Genomic DNA, 17,769 nt, shown 5'->3' on the forward strand with positions numbered 1-17,769 from the left:
GTAATTAATGGATTTACTTTATTTGTCACCGTCGTTATTATATCGGCTGAAACTAATGAGGTCATGCCCAAATGGATAGTTCGTTTACGCCCATTGAACAAATGCTAAAATTCCGTGCCAGTCGCTATGAGGAGTTTCCCTTCAAGGAAGTGCTTCTGACTCGCCTGTGTATGCATATGCAGGGCAAATTGCTCGAAAATCGCAATAAGATGTTGAAAGCACAGGGGATCAACGAGACGTTATTTATGGCGCTCATCACGCTTGAGTCTCAGGAAGATCACAGTATTCAGCCTTCAGAACTCAGCTGTGCGTTAGGATCATCGCGTACTAATGCTACCCGTATTGCCGATGAGCTGGAAAAACGTGGCTGGATCGAACGTCGTGAGAGCGATAACGATCGCCGTTGCCTGCATCTGCAACTGACTGAGAAAGGCCATCAATTCTTACGTGAAGTCCTTCCCCCTCAGCATCAGTGCCTGAACAAACTCTGGTCAGCACTGAATACCACTGAACAAGAACAGCTTGAGCAGATCACGCGTAAGCTTCTGACCCGTCTCGATCAGATGGACGAAGAAGGCGCAATCCTCGAGGCGTTGCGCTAACGTTTCGTGTCGCTCGCATATCCTGATTAAAAAGAAATTGACAGGCCAGCAGGCTAAAACTGCTGGCCTTTCTGACAAACTGGTCGGCATAAGCCGATGTGAAATAATAAGATCGTGGAGAATAACATGAGCGAAAATGCGGCGATCCCAACCCCGCAGCAACCGGTTAAAAAGAAGGGTAAGCGCAGACGCCTCCTTCTGCTGTTAACCCTGCTCTTTATTATTATTGCCGTGGCATGGGGAATTTACTGGTTTTTAGTCCTGCGTCATTTTGAAGAGACGGACGATGCTTACGTCGCAGGGAATCAGGTGCAAATCATGGCGCAGGTGTCGGGCAGCGTGACGAAAGTCTGGGCTGATAACACTGACTACGTGCAAAAAGGGGATGTGCTGGTCACGCTTGATGAGACCGATGCGCAGCAGGCGTTTGAAAAAGCGCAGACCGAACTCGCCTCCAGCGTGCGCCAGACTCGCCAGCAAATGATTAACAGCAAGCAGCTTCAGGCGAATATCAACGTGCAGAAAACGGCGCTCTCCCAGGCGCAAACCGACCTTAACCGCCGCGTGCCGCTCGGCTCCGCCAACCTGATTGGCCGGGAAGAGTTGCAACATGCGCGCGATGCCGTTGCCAGCGCCCAGGCGCAGCTTGACGTGGCGATTCAGCAGTACAATGCCAATCAGGCGATGATCCTCGGCACCCGCCTTGAAGATCAGCCAGCGGTGAAGCAGGCCGCGACCGAAGTGCGTAATGCCTGGCTTGCGTTGCAACGTACCAAAATCGTCAGCCCCCTGACCGGCTACGTTTCCCGCCGCTCGGTTCAGCCTGGCGCGCAGATTAGCCCAACCACGCCGCTGATGGCCGTGGTTCCCGCCACTAATCTGTGGGTAGACGCTAACTTTAAAGAAACCCAGCTTGCGCATATGCGTATTGGCCAGTCGGTGACCGTCGTCAGCGATGTCTATGGCGACGATATTAAATACACCGGTAAAGTGGTGGGCCTTGATATGGGCACCGGCAGCGCCTTCTCGCTGCTGCCTGCACAGAACGCCACCGGTAACTGGATCAAAGTGGTTCAGCGTCTGCCCGTGCGTATTGAACTGGATCAGAAGCAGCTTTCTGACCATCCGCTGCGTATTGGTCTGTCTACGCTGGTAACCGTCGATACGACCAATCGCGACGGGCAAATGCTGGCGAATCAGGCGCGTAAAAATCCGGCATACGAAAGTAACGCCCGCGAAATCAGCCTTGAACCTGTTAACAAACTCATTAATGACATTGTGCAGGCTAACGCAGGGTAATTTAAGGTGAGCGTAATGCAACAGCAAAAACCGCTGGAGGGCGCGCAACTGGTCATTATGACCATCGCGCTGTCGCTGGCGACCTTCATGCAGGTGCTGGACTCAACCATTGCTAACGTTGCGATCCCCACTATCGCCGGGAACCTTGGCTCGTCACTGAGCCAGGGAACGTGGGTAATTACCTCCTTCGGCGTGGCGAATGCGATCTCCATTCCGATCACCGGCTGGCTGGCAAAACGTGTCGGGGAAGTAAAACTGTTCCTGTGGTCAACGGTGGCGTTTGCGATTGCCTCCTGGGCCTGCGGCGTGTCCAGCAGCCTGACGATGCTGATTTTCTTCCGCGTCATTCAGGGGATTGTGGCCGGACCGCTGATCCCGCTGTCGCAAAGTCTGCTGCTGAGTAACTACCCGCCCGCCAAACGCTCTATTGCGCTGGCGCTGTGGTCGATGACGGTGATCGTCGCACCGATTTGCGGGCCGATCCTCGGCGGTTATATCAGCGACAACTACCACTGGGGCTGGATCTTCTTCATCAACGTGCCGATCGGCATTGTGGTGGTGCTGCTGACCCTGCAATCGCTGCGCGGACGCGAGACCCGCACCGAGCAACGGCGAATTGACGGCGTCGGGCTGGGGCTACTGGTGCTCGGGATTGGCAGTCTGCAAATCATGCTCGACCGGGGTAAAGAGCTGGACTGGTTCGCGTCCAGCGAAATCATCGTGCTGACGGTGGTCGCCGTGGTGTCGATTGCCTTCCTGATTGTCTGGGAGTTGACCGACGATAACCCGATTGTCGATCTGTCGTTATTTAAGTCGCGCAACTTTACCATCGGCTGCCTGTGTATCAGCCTGGCCTATATGCTCTACTTCGGCGCGATTGTCCTGTTGCCGCAGCTACTGCAGGAGGTCTATGGCTATACCGCTACCTGGGCCGGTCTGGCGTCGGCTCCCGTCGGCGTGATCCCGGTGCTCCTGTCGCCGATTATCGGCCGCTTTGCACATAAACTGGATATGCGCCGTCTGGTGACGTTCAGCTTTATTATGTATGCGGTCTGCTTCTACTGGCGCGCGTATACCTTCGAACCCGGCATGGATTTCGGTGCCTCGGCGTGGCCGCAATTTATCCAGGGCTTTGCCGTCGCCTGCTTCTTTATGCCGCTGACCACGATTACGCTTTCCGGCCTGCCGCCGGAGCGCCTGGCCGCCGCGTCGAGTCTGTCAAACTTTACGCGAACCCTGGCCGGGTCGATTGGCACCTCAATCACCACCACTTTGTGGACCAACCGCGAATCGTTGCATCATGCGCAGCTCACGGAATCGGTTAATCCGTATAATCCCGAGGCCCAGCAGATGTACGATCAGCTTCAGGGTCTGGGGATGACGCAGCAGCAGGCGTCCGGCTGGCTGGCGCAGCAAATTACCAATCAGGGGTTAATCATTTCCGCCAACGAGATTTTCTGGATTTCGGCAGGAATATTTATTCTTCTGCTCGGGCTGGTCTGGTTTGCCAAGCCGCCGTTTGGCGCAGGCGGTGGTGGGGGTGGTGCCCACTAGACAGAATGGGATCTGCGGATCCCATTTTTTTTGCAATCACTTTTTAACCCGCGTATTATCTCTCCGCCCCGCTTTTTCCGTTCACTTTTCAACCGGTGCTGAGCCTTCCGCTCGGTCGTTTTTCCACTGATTGCCCTCCCGCCTGGCCCGATTAACCGCCATGCCGGGGATCGCCACGCTGATTTTCCTCGCGCTGTCAGCTCAACTAAAAAACCGAATAATGGATTATCATGAATACCCAACGAAAATACGGGAGAACCTGGCATTATCCTTTCTCCCCCGGCACCACCAGCGACGATCGCATTAACGCTCACTACTGGCAGGATCTACAGGCGATCGCTTCTCTGGTGCACACCGAAAAACTGGACGGCGAGAATAATTGCCTCAATCGTCACGGCGTTTTCGCCCGTTCGCACGCCGCACCCACAGACTCCGCCTGGACGCATAAAATTCGCCAGCGCTGGCAGTTGCTGAAGCACGATCTGGGCGATCTGGAACTGTTTGGCGAAAATCTGTATGCCGTACATTCCATTGAATATCGCCAGCTTGAACAGGATTTTTACCTGTTTGCCGTGCGCTGCAATGAAACATGGTTGAGCTGGGAAGAGGTGAAGTTCTACGCCGCGCTGTTTGATTTTCCCTGCGTACCGGAAATCACCATTGACCCGCCCGGGAACAGTGAGCCCGCATGGCGGCAACGCTTTCTGGCGCAGACCGACAGTCGTGGCGCATTCGCGCCGTTTGATGTCCATACCGGCCAGCCCTGCACCATGGAAGGGATTGTCAGCCGCAACGCTGACGCCTTCCCGGTGGCGGATTTTGCCCACAACGTTTTTAAATACGTGCGGAAAAACCATGTCAAAACTGACCAGCACTGGAAACGCCACTGGCGGCGTGCGCGAATGGCATGGGAATTTCAGTCAGGAGAAAAAGCATGATCTGGACAATGAGCCAGACGCAAAGCTGGCCTGAGCTTCGCCAACAATTTAGTTGGGTGGACGAGATGCACGACGTGCCGCAGGACGCGCATCATCATGCGGAAGGCAATGTTGGCATTCATACGCAAATGGTGCTTGATGCGCTACGTGCGCAAGCGGGGTATCAGGCGCTGGATTCCCAGCAGCAGGCGCTGTTATGGGCCGCTGCGCTGCTGCACGATGTTGAAAAACGCAGCACCACGCGTATTGATGAAGAGGGACGCATCTCCTCTCCTGGTCACGCGCGCAAAGGAGAACTGACCGCCAGAGAAATTCTCTTTCGTGATATTCCCACGCCTTTTGCGCTGCGTGAACAGATTGCCTCGCTGGTACGCCTGCATGGCCTTCCGCTATGGCTGCTTGAGCGCCCTGCCCCCGAACGGCTACTGCTTAGCGCGGCGATGCGGGTTGATACCCGGCTGCTGGCGATGCTGGCCCGCGCCGATGTCGAAGGCCGGGAGTGCGCTGATAAAAAAGCGATTCTGGACCGCATCGCGTTATTTGAACTGTTTTGTCAGGAGCAGCAGTGCTGGGGTCAGGAACGTCCATTCCCCTCACCCGCAAGCCGCTGGCACTACCTGACTCACCCGGAGAGCATGCCGGGTTTCGAGCCGTGGATTGAGCAGCCTTTTGAGGTGATTTTACTTAGTGCCCTACCGGGGATGGGCAAAGATCGCTATATCGCGGCGCACTGCCACGGGATGCCGGTCATCAGCCTCGATGATATTCGCCGTCGCCTCGGCGTAACGCCGGAAAACCGGGCGGCAACGGGGCGTATCGTACAGCAGGCAAAAGAAGAGGCCCGGGTATTGCTGCGGCAAAAAACACCGTTCGTCTGGAATGCCACTAACATCACCCGCCAGCTACGCACGCAGTTAGTCTCGCTTTTTACCGCCTATGGCGCAGAGGTCAACATTGTCTATCTGGAAGTGCCGTACCAGCAGTGGAAGGAGCAGAACAGGAACCGGCAGCATGCGGTGCCGGAGGCGGTCTTACAACGGATGCTAAAGAAGCTGGAGTTGCCGCAGCCCGATGAGGCGCAGCACGTCGAGTATCGGGTTACCGATCCGTAAAACAAGGCGGGCAGAGATATCCCTGCCCGATGGCCACTAGATATGCAGTTCCTGCAATTTCTCTTTCGGCAGTTTTAACTCTTCGTTACTGTTCACGCGCACATCATGATCGAGGATGTGACGTGCAATCTCCTGCGCTTCCGCCAGGGAGTGCATGTGATACGTACCGCACTGGTAGACGTTCAGCTCAGGGATCTGCTTCTGATCCTGAACTTTTAATACGTCGGCCATTGCCGCTTTCCACGCATCGGCAACGCGCTGCTCATCAGGCGTACCAATCAGGCTCATGTAGAAGCCGGTACGGCAGCCCATTGGCGAAATGTCGATGATCTCAACACCGTTGCCGTTCAGGTGATCGCGCATAAAGCCTGCAAACAGGTGCTCCAGCGTATGAATCCCTTTTTCCGGCATCACTTCTTTGTTCGGAATGCAGAAACGCAGGTCAAACACGGTAATGGCGTCGCCATGCGGCGTGTTCATGGTTTTTGCCACGCGGACCGCAGGCGCTTCCATCCGGGTATGGTCAACAGTAAAGCTATCTAATAGCGGCATTCTATTTCCTCTAGGCTATCTTTATGTCTTTAAATTCAGCTGGTTACAATGAACTCACTGCTCTGAATTTCTCATCACGGTGGATAGCGTAATTTTTTTTAAATTAAAATGAACTCTTTAGAGCCGGGCGAGTCTGAATATATGAAAGACGCGCATTTGTTATCATCATCCCTGATTTCAGAGATGTAAATTTTGGCCACAGTGATGTGGCCTTTTTCTTTTGGATCAGGCATGCCTAGCCAGTACCGCTTCAAAGGATTCAGTATCAGCAGCTTCAGCCTCACGCTGACGTTCCCATGAGGCCTGGCCCTCGGCAATAAAATCATCTTCGCTCAGGATTTCCAGCGACTCTTCCCGAAGGGCGGTACGGTATTCTGCTGCCAGTTGCTTACCCGTCCCGCCAATCCCCTGCTCTTTCATCATGCGCAGAATACGGGCCGAGAAGGTGAGTTCCGGATTATCGAAACAGGCGACCAGTTCATCACAAACTTTCTGATACGCGTCAGACCCTTCAATGCTGTCCAGCGTTTGCGCGACGCGGCGCAGGTCGCGGAACAGATCTTTGCCAACCTGCACCAGCGGGAACTGGGCGCTTTCGCAGCCGATCCCCAGCGTGAGGCCCGGTTTACGCCCTTCAAGGATCACCCGATTCCAGTTGGTACGCGTACACAGCAGCTCATCGCTGCTCATTTCCGGCGCATCTGCCAGCGCGCACCAGACCATAAACAGATCGAGGAAACGTACCTGCTGCTCGTCCACGCCAATCGGCGAGAACGGATTGATATCCAGCGAGCGCACTTCAATATATTCTATACCGCCGCGCAGCAGCGCATCCGACGGCGTTTCTCCGCTACGGGTAACGCGTTTCGGACGGATTGGCGCATACAGCTCATTTTCAATCTGCAAAATATTGCTGTTGATTTGCAGATACTTACCGTCTTTTTGCAGCCCCATTTTGGCATACTCTTCAGAAGGCGTTTTAATCGCCCGCTTCAAGCCTGCCACATAGGTCTGCAAATCGTTAAACGTAATTCCGAGATTGCTTTGCGATTTATTGGTATAGCCAAGATCGCTCAGGCGCAGCGAGGTCGCCCAAGGCAGATAGCACATGCCGCTTTCGGTTTTTTCAAACGGCAGCGTCGTGGGTTTGCCCTGCAAGAAAGAGGAACAGATGGCAGGCGATGCACCAAATAAATAGGGGATCACCCAGCCAAAACGATAGTAGTTGCGAATCGAACGGAAGTAGCCCGCTGAGATTTGCTCTTTACCGCTTTCAGCGTCCGCTACGCCACATTTTGCCTGCCAGAAAGCCATCGGCAGGGAGAAGTTGTAGTGCACGCCGGAGATGGTCTGCATCAGCGCGCCATAGCGATTTTTCAAGCCTTCACGATAAAGCGTTTTCAACCGCCCCATGTTTGAGGTGCCGTACTGGGCAAGCTCGATATCCTGACCATTTTCAATGTAGCACGGCATGCTCAGCGGCCACATCCGCTCCTCGCCAATCTGACGGGCTGTATAGCGATGGACGTCGCGCATAAAGCTCAGCATATGCCGGATATCGCCGTCTACGGGCGTAATAAACTCCAGTAAGGCTTCAGCGAAGTCCGTGGTGATCCATTGATGCGTGAAGGCCGACCCTAAGGCTTCGGGGTGTCCGGTCGTTGCCAGCGTACCGTCTTCATTTACGCGCAGCGTTTCCCGCTCAAGTCCGCGTTGAATGCCTTTTATTGCCTGTGGATTTTTTTCCAGCCAGGCCAGCGCCTGTGATACGTCCGGGATCAAATTGACCTCCCGCCTGTCGAATTCATTGTAATAATCATAGTAGTGCTACCATGCCATGCCTGCGGAAACAAACGCCCAAGAATAACGTTAGTTACCCCTTCAGCGCTATTAGCCATTGTTGCTATTCAAAATAAAAGTCAGGAGTACTTACAACAGCCGAACATCTACTGCGTCCATTCCTGCCATCCGCGCCGCCTGAAGGCCAAAATCAGCATCTTCAAAAACAACGCATTTTTCCGGAGCAACGCCCATACGTTCAGCGCATAAAAGGAAGGTATCCGGAGCGGGTTTGTGATGCTTAACGTGATCGGCAGCCACCACCGCCAAAAAATAGCGGCGGAGGTTCAGATGCGCCAGCAATGCTTCAGCAATGGCGCTTTCGCTGCCGGTGCCCACCGCCATAGGGCGACGTCCGTGCCACGCTTTCACCACGTCAATCAGCGGCAGCGGCTGCACGGTATCCAGCAGCATCGCTTTTACCGCCTCGGTTTTTTCCCGCGCCAGCTGATGAGGATCGAGATCGGCCTGATTGAGTTCGATTATCGCCTGCGCAATACGCCAGGTAGGGGAGCCATTTAGCGCTACCATCGCCGCCATATCAAAACGCAGGCCGTAGCCGCCAAGGACATCATCCCATGCTTTACGGTGTGTCGGTTCGGTATCGAGGATGGTGCCATCCATATCGAAAATCAAACCCTCATAACGCTCGTACATCGTGTTCTCACCAACCAAATGACAGGGTAATACTGTAGCGTACCTGGCGTTTTTTGTCGCTGACGACAGAATGAGGAATTATCAGGATGGGGGGAGACTGTAAACAGGGAGAGATATGGTGCATCCGGGAGGATTCGAACCTCCGACCGCTCGGTTCGTAGCCGAGTACTCTATCCAGCTGAGCTACGGATGCATCGGGATTACTAATTTACTGCTGATACCCTGTACCACGTAAACGCCGTACCAGGTAAGAAGATGGTGCATCCGGGAGGATTCGAACCTCCGACCGCTCGGTTCGTAGCCGAGTACTCTATCCAGCTGAGCTACGGATGCATCGGGATTACTAATTTACTGCTGATACCCTGTACCACGTAAACGCCGTACCAGGTAAGAAGATGGTGCATCCGGGAGGATTCGAACCTCCGACCGCTCGGTTCGTAGCCGAGTACTCTATCCAGCTGAGCTACGGATGCATCGGAATTACTATTTTACTACAAGACTCAATGTCACTCATCATGCCGCAACACTGATGAAGATGGTGCATCCGGGAGGATTCGAACCTCCGACCGCTCGGTTCGTAGCCGAGTACTCTATCCAGCTGAGCTACGGATGCAAATGGCGGTGAGGCGGGGATTCGAACCCCGGATGCAGCTTTTGACCGCATACTCCCTTAGCAGGGGAGCGCCTTCAGCCTCTCGGCCACCTCACCACACGCCTCTTACGAGTGCTTCGAAGAACTTGTTTCTGCTCATCGTCGCTGCGTGGCGCACATATTACTTTCTGGGACTTATAAGTCAAACAATTTTTCCCAAGGTTTTATCGTTTGCACACTTCACACTCAATTAGCCTGCAAAAACGGCAAAGAGAGTGATTTTTCGACGGAAAATTCTGCGGACATAAGCGGTTTACGCCTCATTAAGCGCGACAGAAAAAGAGGATATTCAGAGGGAAGAGATGAAAAAAGAGAAGGAAACCGAAGCGAGAGGGATCCGCGCCTCACTGTACAGCAAGGCGCGAAAACGTTAGTAACTGGACTGCTGGGATTTTTCAGCCTGAATACGCTGATAGATCTCTTCACGGTGAACAGAAACTTCTTTCGGGGCGTTTACGCCAATGCGTACCTGGTTGCCCTTCACCCCTAAAACTGTCACGGTGACCTCATCCCCAATCATGAGGGTTTCACCAACTCGGCGAGTCAGAATCAGCATTCTTTGCTCCTTGAAAGATTATAAGAGTCGGGTCTCTCTGTATCCCGGCATTATCCGTCATATAACGCCAAAAAGTAAGCGATGACAAACACGTAAAGTGTAAGCAGTCACGGCATCACAATCTGTTAAACGTAAGTTTAGCCGATATACAAAACTTCAACCTGACTTTATCGTTATAAAACCATCCCGATAAAGGTCACAGGCACGACGTTAGTACCCGATCCAGAAGCCAGACCAACCCGGCTGCTGAAATTCATTGTATTCTCATCGTACTGCAAACTATTCGGTCTGGATAGTAGTAGTACAGTTGCAGAGCGCCCTTCTCGCGGAAAACGACGCTCGCAACTGCTTATAGTTATTACAGTTTTTTACTTACCCAGCTTTTTACGCTGGCTAATGCGCCGGGTAAAGCTGCAGCGTCAGTACCGCCAGCCTGCGCCATATCCGGACGCCCGCCGCCTTTACCGCCGACTTGTTGAGCAACCATACCCACCAGTTCCCCTGCTTTTACGCGATCGGTGACATCTTTTGATACACCTGCAATCAGAGAAACCTTACCTTCCGCGACGGTTGCCAGAACCACAATTGTCGATCCCAGCTGGTTTTTTAGATCGTCAACCATCGTTCGTAGCATCTTCGGTTCAACGCCAGTCAGTTCACTGACCAGCAGCTTAACACCGTTGATATCTTCCGCTTTGCTGGAAAGACTTGCGCTTTCCTGAGCCGCAGCCTGCGCTTTAAGCTGCTGCAGCTCTTTTTCCAGCTGACGCGACCGCTCCAGCACTGAACGGACTTTGTCACTCAGATTATGACTGTCGCTTTTCAGGAGCTGAGCGATATCGCTCAGTTGGTCGCTTTCCGCGTGCAGTGCCGCAATGGCACCGTCACCCGTCACGGCTTCAATACGACGTACGCCTGCCGCCGTGCCGGATTCCGACACAATACGGAACAGACCAATATCACCGGTACGGCTGGCATGGGTACCGCCACACAGTTCGGTGGAGAAGTCGCCCATGCTCAGCACGCGCACGCGCTCATCGTATTTTTCACCGAACAGCGCCATCGCACCTTTCTCGCGCGCAGCGTCCAGATCCATGATGTTCGTTTCGATCGGCAAATTGCGGCGGATCTGCGCATTCACCAGATCTTCCACCGCCCGGATTTCCGCCGGTTTCATGGCTTCGAAATGCGAGAAGTCGAAGCGCAGCACTTTATCGTTTACCAGCGACCCCTTCTGTGCAACATGGGTCCCCAGTACCTGACGTAATGCCGCATGCATCAGGTGAGTGGCCGAGTGGTTACGGCGAATACGCGCGCGACGTTCTTCATCAACGTCAGCCTGTACGGCGTCGCCCACTTTCAGCGAACCGGTCGTCAGTTTGCCGAGGTGACCAATCGCCTGGCCATACTTCTGCGTATCGTCCACCGCAAAGCTAAAGCCTGCGCCTTTGATTTCGCCTTTATCGCCCACCTGACCGCCGGATTCGCCGTAGAACGGCGTCTCGTCAAGCACGACAACGGCCTGCTGGCCGGCGCTTATCGCGTCAACCGCTTTACCATCAACGAACAGCGCGGTCACGTTGCCGTTCAGTTCGAGGTGGTCGTAACCTTTAAATTCAGACGTCCCGTCAACGCGGATCATCGCATTGTAGTCCGCGCCGAAGCCGCTGGATTCACGCGCGCGGCGGCGCTGCGCTTCCATTGCTGCTTCAAAGCCCTCTTCATCGACTTTGATATTGCGCTCGCGGCAAACGTCCGCCGTCAGGTCAACCGGGAAACCGTAGGTGTCGTACAGGCGGAAGGCCGTTTCACCGTCCAGCGTATCGCCGGTCAGTTTTGTCAGCTCTTCATCGAGCAGCGCCAGGCCACGCTCAAGCGTACGGGCAAACTGCTCTTCTTCGGTTTTCAGCACCTGCTCGACCTGAGCCTGCTGGCGTTTTAATTCTTCACCGGCAGCGCCCATGACCTCAATCAGCGGCCCTACCAGCTTGTAGAAGAAGGTGTCTTTCGCGCCAAGCATATTGCCGTGGCGAATAGCACGGCGAATGATACGACGCAGCACATAGCCACGGTTTTCATTCGACGGGATCACGCCATCGGCAATCAGGAAGGCGCAGGAGCGGATGTGGTCGGCAATCACGCGCAGCGATTTGTTGCTCAGATCGGTAGCACCGGTGACGTTCGCCACCGCATCAATCAGCGTGCGGAACAGGTCAATTTCATAGTTGGAATTAACATGCTGCAGAACCGCAGTAATACGCTCCAGTCCCATCCCGGTATCAACGGAGGGTTTCGGCAGCGGCTCCATCGTGCCGTCAGCCTGGCGATTGAACTGCATGAAGACGATATTCCAGATCTCAATATAGCGATCGCCATCTTCTTCCGGGCTTCCCGGAGGGCCACCCCAGATATGGTCGCCGTGATCGTAGAAAATTTCGGTGCACGGACCACAAGGACCGGTATCGCCCATCTGCCAGAAGTTATCAGAGGCATACGGCGCGCCTTTGTTGTCGCCGATGCGAATAATGCGCTCAGCCGGGATGCCGACTTCTTTTTCCCAGATGGCATAGGCTTCGTCGTCGGTTTCATAGACGGTTACCCACAGACGCTCTTTCGGCAGGGCAAACCAGTTTTCTCCGGTCAGCAGTTCCCACGCATATTGAATAGCGTCGTGTTTGAAATAGTCACCGAAGCTGAAGTTACCCAGCATTTCGAAGAACGTATGGTGGCGCGCAGTGTAACCGACGTTTTCCAGGTCGTTATGTTTACCGCCCGCACGCACGCAACGCTGAGACGTTGTGGCACGAGAGTAGTTACGTTTGTCGAGCCCAAGGAAAACATCCTTGAACTGGTTCATCCCGGCGTTGGTAAACAGCAGCGTCGGGTCGTTGTGAGGGACAAGGGAGCTGCTGGCAACTACCTGATGTCCCTTACCGTGGAAAAAGTCGAGAAACGCCTGACGGATCTCAGCGGTGCTCTTGCTCATAATTATCCTGAAATCAAGCTAACGAATATCGTAGCCAGCGAGCGCCCTGATGCATATCAACGCCCGCTGCCGAAAAAAGTGGGAATAAGATAAGTTTTCTTGACGGGGAAGTAAAATCCCCGATGCGGTCAATCGGAAAAATTTCGCCAGATATCCTGAATATCTTCCATAAGGTAGCCGCGATAGAGCAAAAAGCGCTGGATTTTCACTTTTTGCGCGAACTCAACAGGCAGCGGTTCACCATATTTTCGCACCGCCTGCTCTTTGGCAAGCGCGGCCCACTCAATATCACATTCCCGCATCGCCTTTTCGCCGACCTCGCGGGGAATGCCTTTTTGATTCAGCTCCTGGCGAATGCGCGCCGGACCATACCCTTTACGGCTGCGGCTGGCGATAAACTGCTGCACGAAACGGCTGTCATCAAGATAGTGATTTTCAATGCACCATGCGATGACGCGATCAAAATCTTCCGGCGCAGCGTCTTGCGCTTCAATGCCCTGCTTAGTGACGACAGGCGCGGCCAGCTTACGGCGCAGCTCCTGCTCGCTGTGGTCGCGCATGGCCAGGATGCGAATCGCACGGTCAAGGAGTCGCGAATACGCAGAGCGGCGTGGGGTATTCTCTGTCATAGCAAAACCTGCAAGCGTTGAAATAGCAAAAGGGCCGCATTAAGCAGCCCTTTAGTGACTAACATCTGTCGATGTTACCTGATTTTCTGGAGGATGCCATTCACGCGCCTCCCCCAGTGGTTACCGAAAGATTAAAAATCTTCTTTCGCTTCCGCCGCGTTTTCGTCGTTAGGATCAACCACAAAGTCCGGCTTGTCGTTCGGATTGCTGAGCAGCTGCTCACGCACTTTCTTCTCGATCTCTTTCGCCGCAGCCGGGTTCTCTTTCAGCCAGGTAATCGCATTGGCTTTACCCTGGCCGATTTTGTCGCCGTTGTAGCTATACCATGCGCCCGCTTTCTCGATCAGCTTCTCTTTCACGCCGAGGTCAACCAGCTCGCCGTGGAAGTTAATGCCTTCACCGTAAAGGATCTGGAATTCAGCCTGTTTGAACGGCGCAGCGATTTTGTTTTTCACCACTTTAACGCGGGTTTCGCTACCGACGACGTTCTCACCCTCTTTCACCGCACCGATACGGCGGATATCCAGACGCACGGAGGCGTAGAATTTCAGCGCGTTACCGCCGGTGGTGGTTTCCGGGTTACCGAACATCACACCGATTTTCATACGGATCTGGTTGATGAAGATCAGCAGGGTATTAGACTGCTTCAGGTTACCGGCCAGTTTACGCATCGCCTGGCTCATCATACGTGCCGCAAGGCCCATATGAGAGTCGCCGATTTCGCCTTCGATTTCCGCTTTCGGCGTCAGGGCCGCGACGGAGTCGACGACGATAACGTCGACTGCACCGGAACGCGCCAGCGCGTCACAGATTTCCAGCGCCTGCTCACCGGTATCCGGCTGAGAGCACAGCAGGTTGTCGATATCTACGCCCAGTTTACGCGCGTAAACCGGATCGAGCGCGTGTTCTGCGTCGATGAACGCACAGGTTTTGCCTTCGCGCTGAGCGGCGGCAACAACCTGCAGGGTCAGGGTAGTTTTACCTGAGGATTCCGGCCCGTAAATTTCTACGATACGGCCCATCGGCAAACCGCCTGCACCCAGCGCGATATCCAGCGAAAGCGAGCCAGTAGGGATGGTTTCCACATCCATGGAACGGTCTTCACCCAGGCGCATGATGGAGCCTTTGCCAAATTGTTTTTCAATCTGGCCCAGTGCTGCCGCCAACGCTTTCTGTTTGTTTTCGTCGATAGCCATTATTACTCCTTTCATGCCGGGTGAAGCTGGTTTACACCACTCCGGGGATTACTGTTCTGTTGCGCTAATTATACTGTATAGCTATACAGTATCAAGTGTTTTGTAGAAAATTTTGCCACAGGGTTTGCAGGGCATACGCCGTGGCCTGACGCCGCACCGCCTCACGGTCGCCAGCGAAACATTCACAGCGGGTAATGCCTTCTCCGCGGGCGCTGGCGAAGCCAAACCAGACTGTGCCGACCGGCTTGGTGTCGCTGCCGCCGTCCGGTCCGGCAATGCCGCTGACTGAGACGGCGTAATCGGCACGCGCCGCGCGCAGTGCGCCAATCGCCATCTCAACCACCACGGGTTCGCTCACCGCGCCGTGATGTTCAAGTGTGGCACTTTTTACGCCAATCATTTGCGATTTCGCTTCATTACTGTAGGTGACAAAGCCGCGTTCAAACCAGGCGGAACTGCCCGCGATATCGGTAATGACTTTCGCCACCCAGCCGCCGGTGCAGGATTCCGCCGTCGTCATGGTTGCGCCACGCGCCTTAAGTGCCTGCCCTACCCGCTCACTTAATTGTCGTAATTCACCCTCGGTCATAGGTGCCTCGCGATGCCGAAAAGAATGGACAACAAGATAGCACTTTCCAGCAGGAGATGGGGGCGACGAGTTGATTTTACGAGGAAGATTCAGAAAAAAGGCCAGCCGGGGCTGACCTTCAACGCTTTATTTCATGCTGTTGACGATGGTCTCAACATTATGACGCATCGCTTTCGCATAGGTATCCGCCACGCCGCCGGGTGCGGACAGGGCTTCCGGATAAAGCTCACCGCCCGGCTGCGCGCCGGTGGCGCTGGCAATCTGCCGGACCAGGCGCGGATCGAGCTGATTTTCCATAAACCAGACTTTCACGCCGTCGGCTTTGATCTGCTTAATCATCTGCGCAATCTGCGCCGCACTCGGCTCGCTTTCCGAGGACAGTCCCTGCGGCGCGACGAAGGTCACGCCATAGGCGCGGCCAAAATAGCCGAAGGCGTCGTGGCTGGTGAGCACTTTACGCTTCGCCTGTGGGATAGCGCTGAACTGCGTTTTGGCCCAGCTATCCAGCTGTTGCAGCTGGGTTATGTAGCGGCTGCCCGACGCTTTCAGATCGGCGGCATCTTCTGGATCGGCTTTCTCCAGCGCAGCCAGAATGTTTTGCGCATAATGCGCGCCGTTGGCAATATCATTCCACGCATGCGGATCGGTCACGGTTTTTCCGTCCTCCTCCAGAGTATGCGTTTTGATACCGTCCGAGGCGACAACCAGCGTGCCGTGAAAACCGGAGGCTTTAACCATCCGGTCAAGCCAGCCTTCCAGCCCAAGACCGTTAACCACTACCACGTCGGCTTTGCTCAGCATTGCGCTATCCTGCGGCGACGGTTCAAAGGTATGCGGATCGCCATCCGGTCCTACCAGCGTTCTCACGTTAACGCGATCGCCCCCGACTTGCTGAGTAATATCGCCAAGTATCGAAAAACTGGTAACCACATTCAGCGTTTTCGCCATTGCGTTCTGCGCCATGACGCTAAGCGCCAGTGCAATAATGACCCCTGTACGTTTCATCTTTTCCCCTTGCTATTAAAAAAAGGCGCGAAGGCTGCCTGCCAGCCCGCTGCGTCTGCCAAATAAAACGGATATAAAAAAGAGGGCGCTGGCGGTCAGCACGATGGACGGTCCGGCGGGCAGATTGGCTCCCCAGGACAGACTTAATCCCAGCCAGGCGCTGACAGTGCCGATGGCACCGGCGAGCAGTAACAGACCGGGTAAAGTATTCGCCCAGCAGCGCGCGGCAACCGCGGGTAGCATCATGACGCCTACCGCCATCAGCGTGCCGAGCACCTGAAAACCGGCGACCAAATTCAACACCAGCAGCGCCAGAAACAGACCGTGCAGCAGCGAGGGCAGCCAGCGCACATTAACCTGTAGCCAGGCGCTGTCGAACGCTTCACTCACCAGGCCACGATAAAACAGCGCCAGGCAAAGCAGCGTCACGCCGCTAACGCCGGCGACGAAAATGGCCGAATCGGTATCAACCGCCAGAATCGAGCCGAACAGCAAATGCAGCAGATCGACGCTGGAGCCGCGCAGCGAAACCAGCGTCACCCCCAGCGCCAGCGATCCCAGATAGAAGCCGGCAAAACTGGCGTCCTCTTTAAGCAGCGTGCGGCGACTCACCCATCCGGCGATCAACGCGACCGCGATCCCGGCAATAAACCCGCCGATACTCATCGCCAGAAGCGACATGCCGTTCAGCAGATAGCCCACCGCCACGCCCGGCAAAATCGCATGGGAAAGCGCATCGCCCATCAGGCTCATCCGCCGCAGTAATAAAAAGACGCCCAGCGCCGTGGTGCTCATTGAGAGCGCCAGACAGACCACCAGCGCGCGCCGCATGAAACCAAATTCAATAAAAGGCTGAAAAAAGAGATGCCAGATCATGCAAACGCCGCTCCCTGCGTGCTGCCCCAGTACGCCTGTTCAGCTTTAAGATGGAGGGTTTCAGGGAAATAATCGCTAACGCGCTGGCTGTCGTGCAACACCGCCAGCAGCGTCTGCCCCTGGCGGTTCATTTCTGTCATCAGCGCCATCAGTACCCGCCGGGTTGCTTCATCAACGCCGGTAAAAGATTCGTCAAGCATCACCAGCGGCGCCTGCTGGAGCAGGACGCGGGCAAACAACATACGCTGAAACTGCCCGCCGGAGAGTTGATCGATGGTGACACGAGCCATCGACGAAAGCCCAACGCGTTCCAGCGCGGCCGCAACGCGCATCCGCACGCCGCGATCCAGCGCTTTCAGCAAGGAAATACGCGGCCAGGCACCCATGCTCACCACATCCTGTACGGTCAGGGGAAACTGCGATTCCAGCGCATGACGTTGCGCCAGCCAGCCAATCGTCGGCCGCCCGGCCATCCAGCGTAGCGTGCCGCTGACGGGAGGGATAAAGCCCGCCAGGGTTTTCAACAGCGTCGATTTACCACAGCCGTTAACGCCGACGATGGCGGTCATACTGCCGGTTTCAATTATGCCGCTTAACGAAGGAGTAATAGCCTGACGATGATAACCGGCGACAAGATGGTCGAGCTCGATCATGGCAGCGCCACCGCCCAGCCAACCGCCAGCCACAGTATCAACAACAACAATGCGGCGAACAGCAGACGCGTTAC

16 protein-coding genes and 5 tRNA genes are annotated in these 17,769 nt (G+C 54.9%); 5 read left to right on the forward strand and 16 right to left on the reverse strand.

From position 1 onward, the window contains the following. Positions 1–71 precede the first annotated feature (71 nt). The 5 genes from mprA to P0H77_RS16710 all read left to right on the forward strand — a co-directional run bounded on the left by mprA (position 72) and on the right by P0H77_RS16710 (position 5,505). Positions 72–602, forward strand: a complete 531-nt coding sequence (gene mprA / locus P0H77_RS16690; RefSeq protein ID WP_176919982.1) for a transcriptional repressor MprA — start codon at positions 72–74, stop codon at positions 600–602. Positions 603–728: 126 nt separating this feature from the next. Then, complete coding sequence (gene emrA / locus P0H77_RS16695) at positions 729–1,901, forward strand: multidrug efflux MFS transporter periplasmic adaptor subunit EmrA (protein WP_276158315.1); 1,173 nt, start codon at positions 729–731, stop codon at positions 1,899–1,901. A gap of 15 nt (positions 1,902–1,916) precedes the next feature. Next, complete coding sequence (gene emrB / locus P0H77_RS16700) at positions 1,917–3,455, forward strand: multidrug efflux MFS transporter permease subunit EmrB (protein WP_276158317.1); 1,539 nt, start codon at positions 1,917–1,919, stop codon at positions 3,453–3,455. Positions 3,456–3,685: 230 nt separating this feature from the next. Further along, on the forward strand, positions 3,686–4,393 hold the full coding sequence (locus P0H77_RS16705) for an RNA ligase family protein (RefSeq protein ID WP_276158319.1): 708 nt from the start codon (positions 3,686–3,688) through the stop codon (positions 4,391–4,393). Continuing rightward, positions 4,390–5,505, forward strand: coding sequence for an ATP-binding protein (locus P0H77_RS16710; RefSeq protein WP_276158321.1), 1,116 nt, complete (start codon positions 4,390–4,392; stop codon positions 5,503–5,505). The genes P0H77_RS16705 and P0H77_RS16710 overlap by 4 nt, the downstream gene beginning before the upstream one ends. A gap of 36 nt (positions 5,506–5,541) precedes the next feature. On the opposite strand, the gene luxS is transcribed toward P0H77_RS16710, so the two are convergent. From luxS to P0H77_RS16790, 16 genes are all read right to left on the reverse strand, one after another. Then, a complete protein-coding gene (gene luxS, locus P0H77_RS16715; RefSeq protein ID WP_276158322.1) occupies positions 5,542–6,057 on the reverse strand; it encodes an S-ribosylhomocysteine lyase in 516 nt (171 codons plus the stop codon). Positions 6,058–6,282: 225 nt separating this feature from the next. Then, the gene (gene gshA, locus P0H77_RS16720; RefSeq protein ID WP_276158324.1) at positions 6,283–7,839 is read right to left on the reverse strand and encodes a glutamate--cysteine ligase; all 1,557 of its coding nucleotides are present in this window, start codon (positions 7,837–7,839) and stop codon (positions 6,283–6,285) included. A 147-nt stretch (positions 7,840–7,986) separates the two neighbouring features. Continuing rightward, entirely contained in the window at positions 7,987–8,553 is a 567-nt protein-coding gene (gene yqaB / locus P0H77_RS16725) for a fructose-1-phosphate/6-phosphogluconate phosphatase (RefSeq protein ID WP_276158326.1), read from the reverse strand. A gap of 116 nt (positions 8,554–8,669) precedes the next feature. After that, positions 8,670–8,746, reverse strand: a tRNA-Arg gene (locus tag P0H77_RS16730). 63 nt (positions 8,747–8,809) lie between these two features. Beyond that, positions 8,810–8,886: transfer RNA gene (locus P0H77_RS16735), tRNA-Arg, on the reverse strand. A gap of 63 nt (positions 8,887–8,949) precedes the next feature. Then, positions 8,950–9,026, reverse strand: a tRNA-Arg gene (locus tag P0H77_RS16740). A 63-nt stretch (positions 9,027–9,089) separates the two neighbouring features. After that, positions 9,090–9,166, reverse strand: a tRNA-Arg gene (locus P0H77_RS16745). 3 nt (positions 9,167–9,169) lie between these two features. Continuing rightward, positions 9,170–9,262: transfer RNA gene (locus P0H77_RS16750), tRNA-Ser, on the reverse strand. Between the two features lie 313 nt (positions 9,263–9,575). Next, positions 9,576–9,761, reverse strand: coding sequence for a carbon storage regulator CsrA (gene csrA / locus P0H77_RS16755; RefSeq protein WP_000906486.1), 186 nt, complete (start codon positions 9,759–9,761; stop codon positions 9,576–9,578). 358 nt (positions 9,762–10,119) lie between these two features. Further along, on the reverse strand, positions 10,120–12,747 hold the full coding sequence (gene alaS, locus P0H77_RS16760; protein WP_276158433.1) for an alanine--tRNA ligase: 2,628 nt from the start codon (positions 12,745–12,747) through the stop codon (positions 10,120–10,122). A 128-nt stretch (positions 12,748–12,875) separates the two neighbouring features. Next, positions 12,876–13,376: a recombination regulator RecX gene (recX, locus tag P0H77_RS16765; RefSeq protein WP_276158434.1), complete on the reverse strand. Its 501-nt coding sequence runs from the start codon at positions 13,374–13,376 to the stop codon at positions 12,876–12,878. Positions 13,377–13,507: 131 nt separating this feature from the next. Next, positions 13,508–14,572 carry a recombinase RecA gene (gene recA, locus P0H77_RS16770; RefSeq protein ID WP_276158435.1) on the reverse strand — a complete coding sequence of 355 codons (1,065 nt, stop codon included), beginning with the start codon at positions 14,570–14,572 and terminating at the stop codon, positions 13,508–13,510. Positions 14,573–14,663: 91 nt separating this feature from the next. Next, positions 14,664–15,161 (reverse strand): nicotinamide-nucleotide amidase, encoded by a 498-nt coding sequence (gene pncC / locus P0H77_RS16775; RefSeq protein ID WP_276158436.1) that lies wholly within the window; start codon positions 15,159–15,161, stop codon positions 14,664–14,666. Between the two features lie 126 nt (positions 15,162–15,287). Then, the gene (locus P0H77_RS16780; RefSeq protein WP_276158437.1) at positions 15,288–16,166 is read right to left on the reverse strand and encodes a metal ABC transporter substrate-binding protein; all 879 of its coding nucleotides are present in this window, start codon (positions 16,164–16,166) and stop codon (positions 15,288–15,290) included. A 15-nt stretch (positions 16,167–16,181) separates the two neighbouring features. After that, a complete protein-coding gene (locus P0H77_RS16785; protein ID WP_276158438.1) occupies positions 16,182–17,042 on the reverse strand; it encodes a metal ABC transporter permease in 861 nt (286 codons plus the stop codon). After that, the gene (locus P0H77_RS16790; RefSeq protein WP_276158439.1) at positions 17,039–17,695 is read right to left on the reverse strand and encodes an ATP-binding cassette domain-containing protein; all 657 of its coding nucleotides are present in this window, start codon (positions 17,693–17,695) and stop codon (positions 17,039–17,041) included. The genes P0H77_RS16785 and P0H77_RS16790 overlap by 4 nt, the downstream gene beginning before the upstream one ends. Positions 17,696–17,769: the final 74 nt, after the last annotated feature.

It is taken from the genome of Superficieibacter sp. HKU1 (genome assembly GCF_029319185.1).
In the GTDB taxonomy this organism is placed as follows: domain Bacteria; phylum Pseudomonadota; class Gammaproteobacteria; order Enterobacterales; family Enterobacteriaceae; genus Superficieibacter.

What these genes read in the sequence shown, in the direction of transcription:
- P0H77_RS16710 (WP_276158321.1), top strand. Translation starts at nt 4,390, where the DNA reads ATGATCTGGACAATGAGCCAGACGCAAAGCTGGCCTGAGCTTCGCCAA.
- csrA (WP_000906486.1), bottom strand. Translation starts at nt 9,761, where the DNA reads ATGCTGATTCTGACTCGCCGAGTTGGTGAAACCCTCATGATTGGGGAT.
- yqaB (WP_276158326.1), bottom strand. Translation starts at nt 8,553, where the DNA reads ATGTACGAGCGTTATGAGGGTTTGATTTTCGATATGGATGGCACCATC.
- alaS (WP_276158433.1), bottom strand. Translation starts at nt 12,747, where the DNA reads ATGAGCAAGAGCACCGCTGAGATCCGTCAGGCGTTTCTCGACTTTTTC.
- pncC (WP_276158436.1), bottom strand. Translation starts at nt 15,161, where the DNA reads ATGACCGAGGGTGAATTACGACAATTAAGTGAGCGGGTAGGGCAGGCA.
- luxS (WP_276158322.1), bottom strand. Translation starts at nt 6,057, where the DNA reads ATGCCGCTATTAGATAGCTTTACTGTTGACCATACCCGGATGGAAGCG.
- P0H77_RS16705 (WP_276158319.1), top strand. Translation starts at nt 3,686, where the DNA reads ATGAATACCCAACGAAAATACGGGAGAACCTGGCATTATCCTTTCTCC.
- P0H77_RS16790 (WP_276158439.1), bottom strand. Translation starts at nt 17,695, where the DNA reads ATGATCGAGCTCGACCATCTTGTCGCCGGTTATCATCGTCAGGCTATT.
- mprA (WP_176919982.1), top strand. Translation starts at nt 72, where the DNA reads ATGGATAGTTCGTTTACGCCCATTGAACAAATGCTAAAATTCCGTGCC.
- emrB (WP_276158317.1), top strand. Translation starts at nt 1,917, where the DNA reads ATGCAACAGCAAAAACCGCTGGAGGGCGCGCAACTGGTCATTATGACC.
- P0H77_RS16785 (WP_276158438.1), bottom strand. Translation starts at nt 17,042, where the DNA reads ATGATCTGGCATCTCTTTTTTCAGCCTTTTATTGAATTTGGTTTCATG.
- emrA (WP_276158315.1), top strand. Translation starts at nt 729, where the DNA reads ATGAGCGAAAATGCGGCGATCCCAACCCCGCAGCAACCGGTTAAAAAG.
- recX (WP_276158434.1), bottom strand. Translation starts at nt 13,376, where the DNA reads ATGACAGAGAATACCCCACGCCGCTCTGCGTATTCGCGACTCCTTGAC.
- P0H77_RS16780 (WP_276158437.1), bottom strand. Translation starts at nt 16,166, where the DNA reads ATGAAACGTACAGGGGTCATTATTGCACTGGCGCTTAGCGTCATGGCG.
- recA (WP_276158435.1), bottom strand. Translation starts at nt 14,572, where the DNA reads ATGGCTATCGACGAAAACAAACAGAAAGCGTTGGCGGCAGCACTGGGC.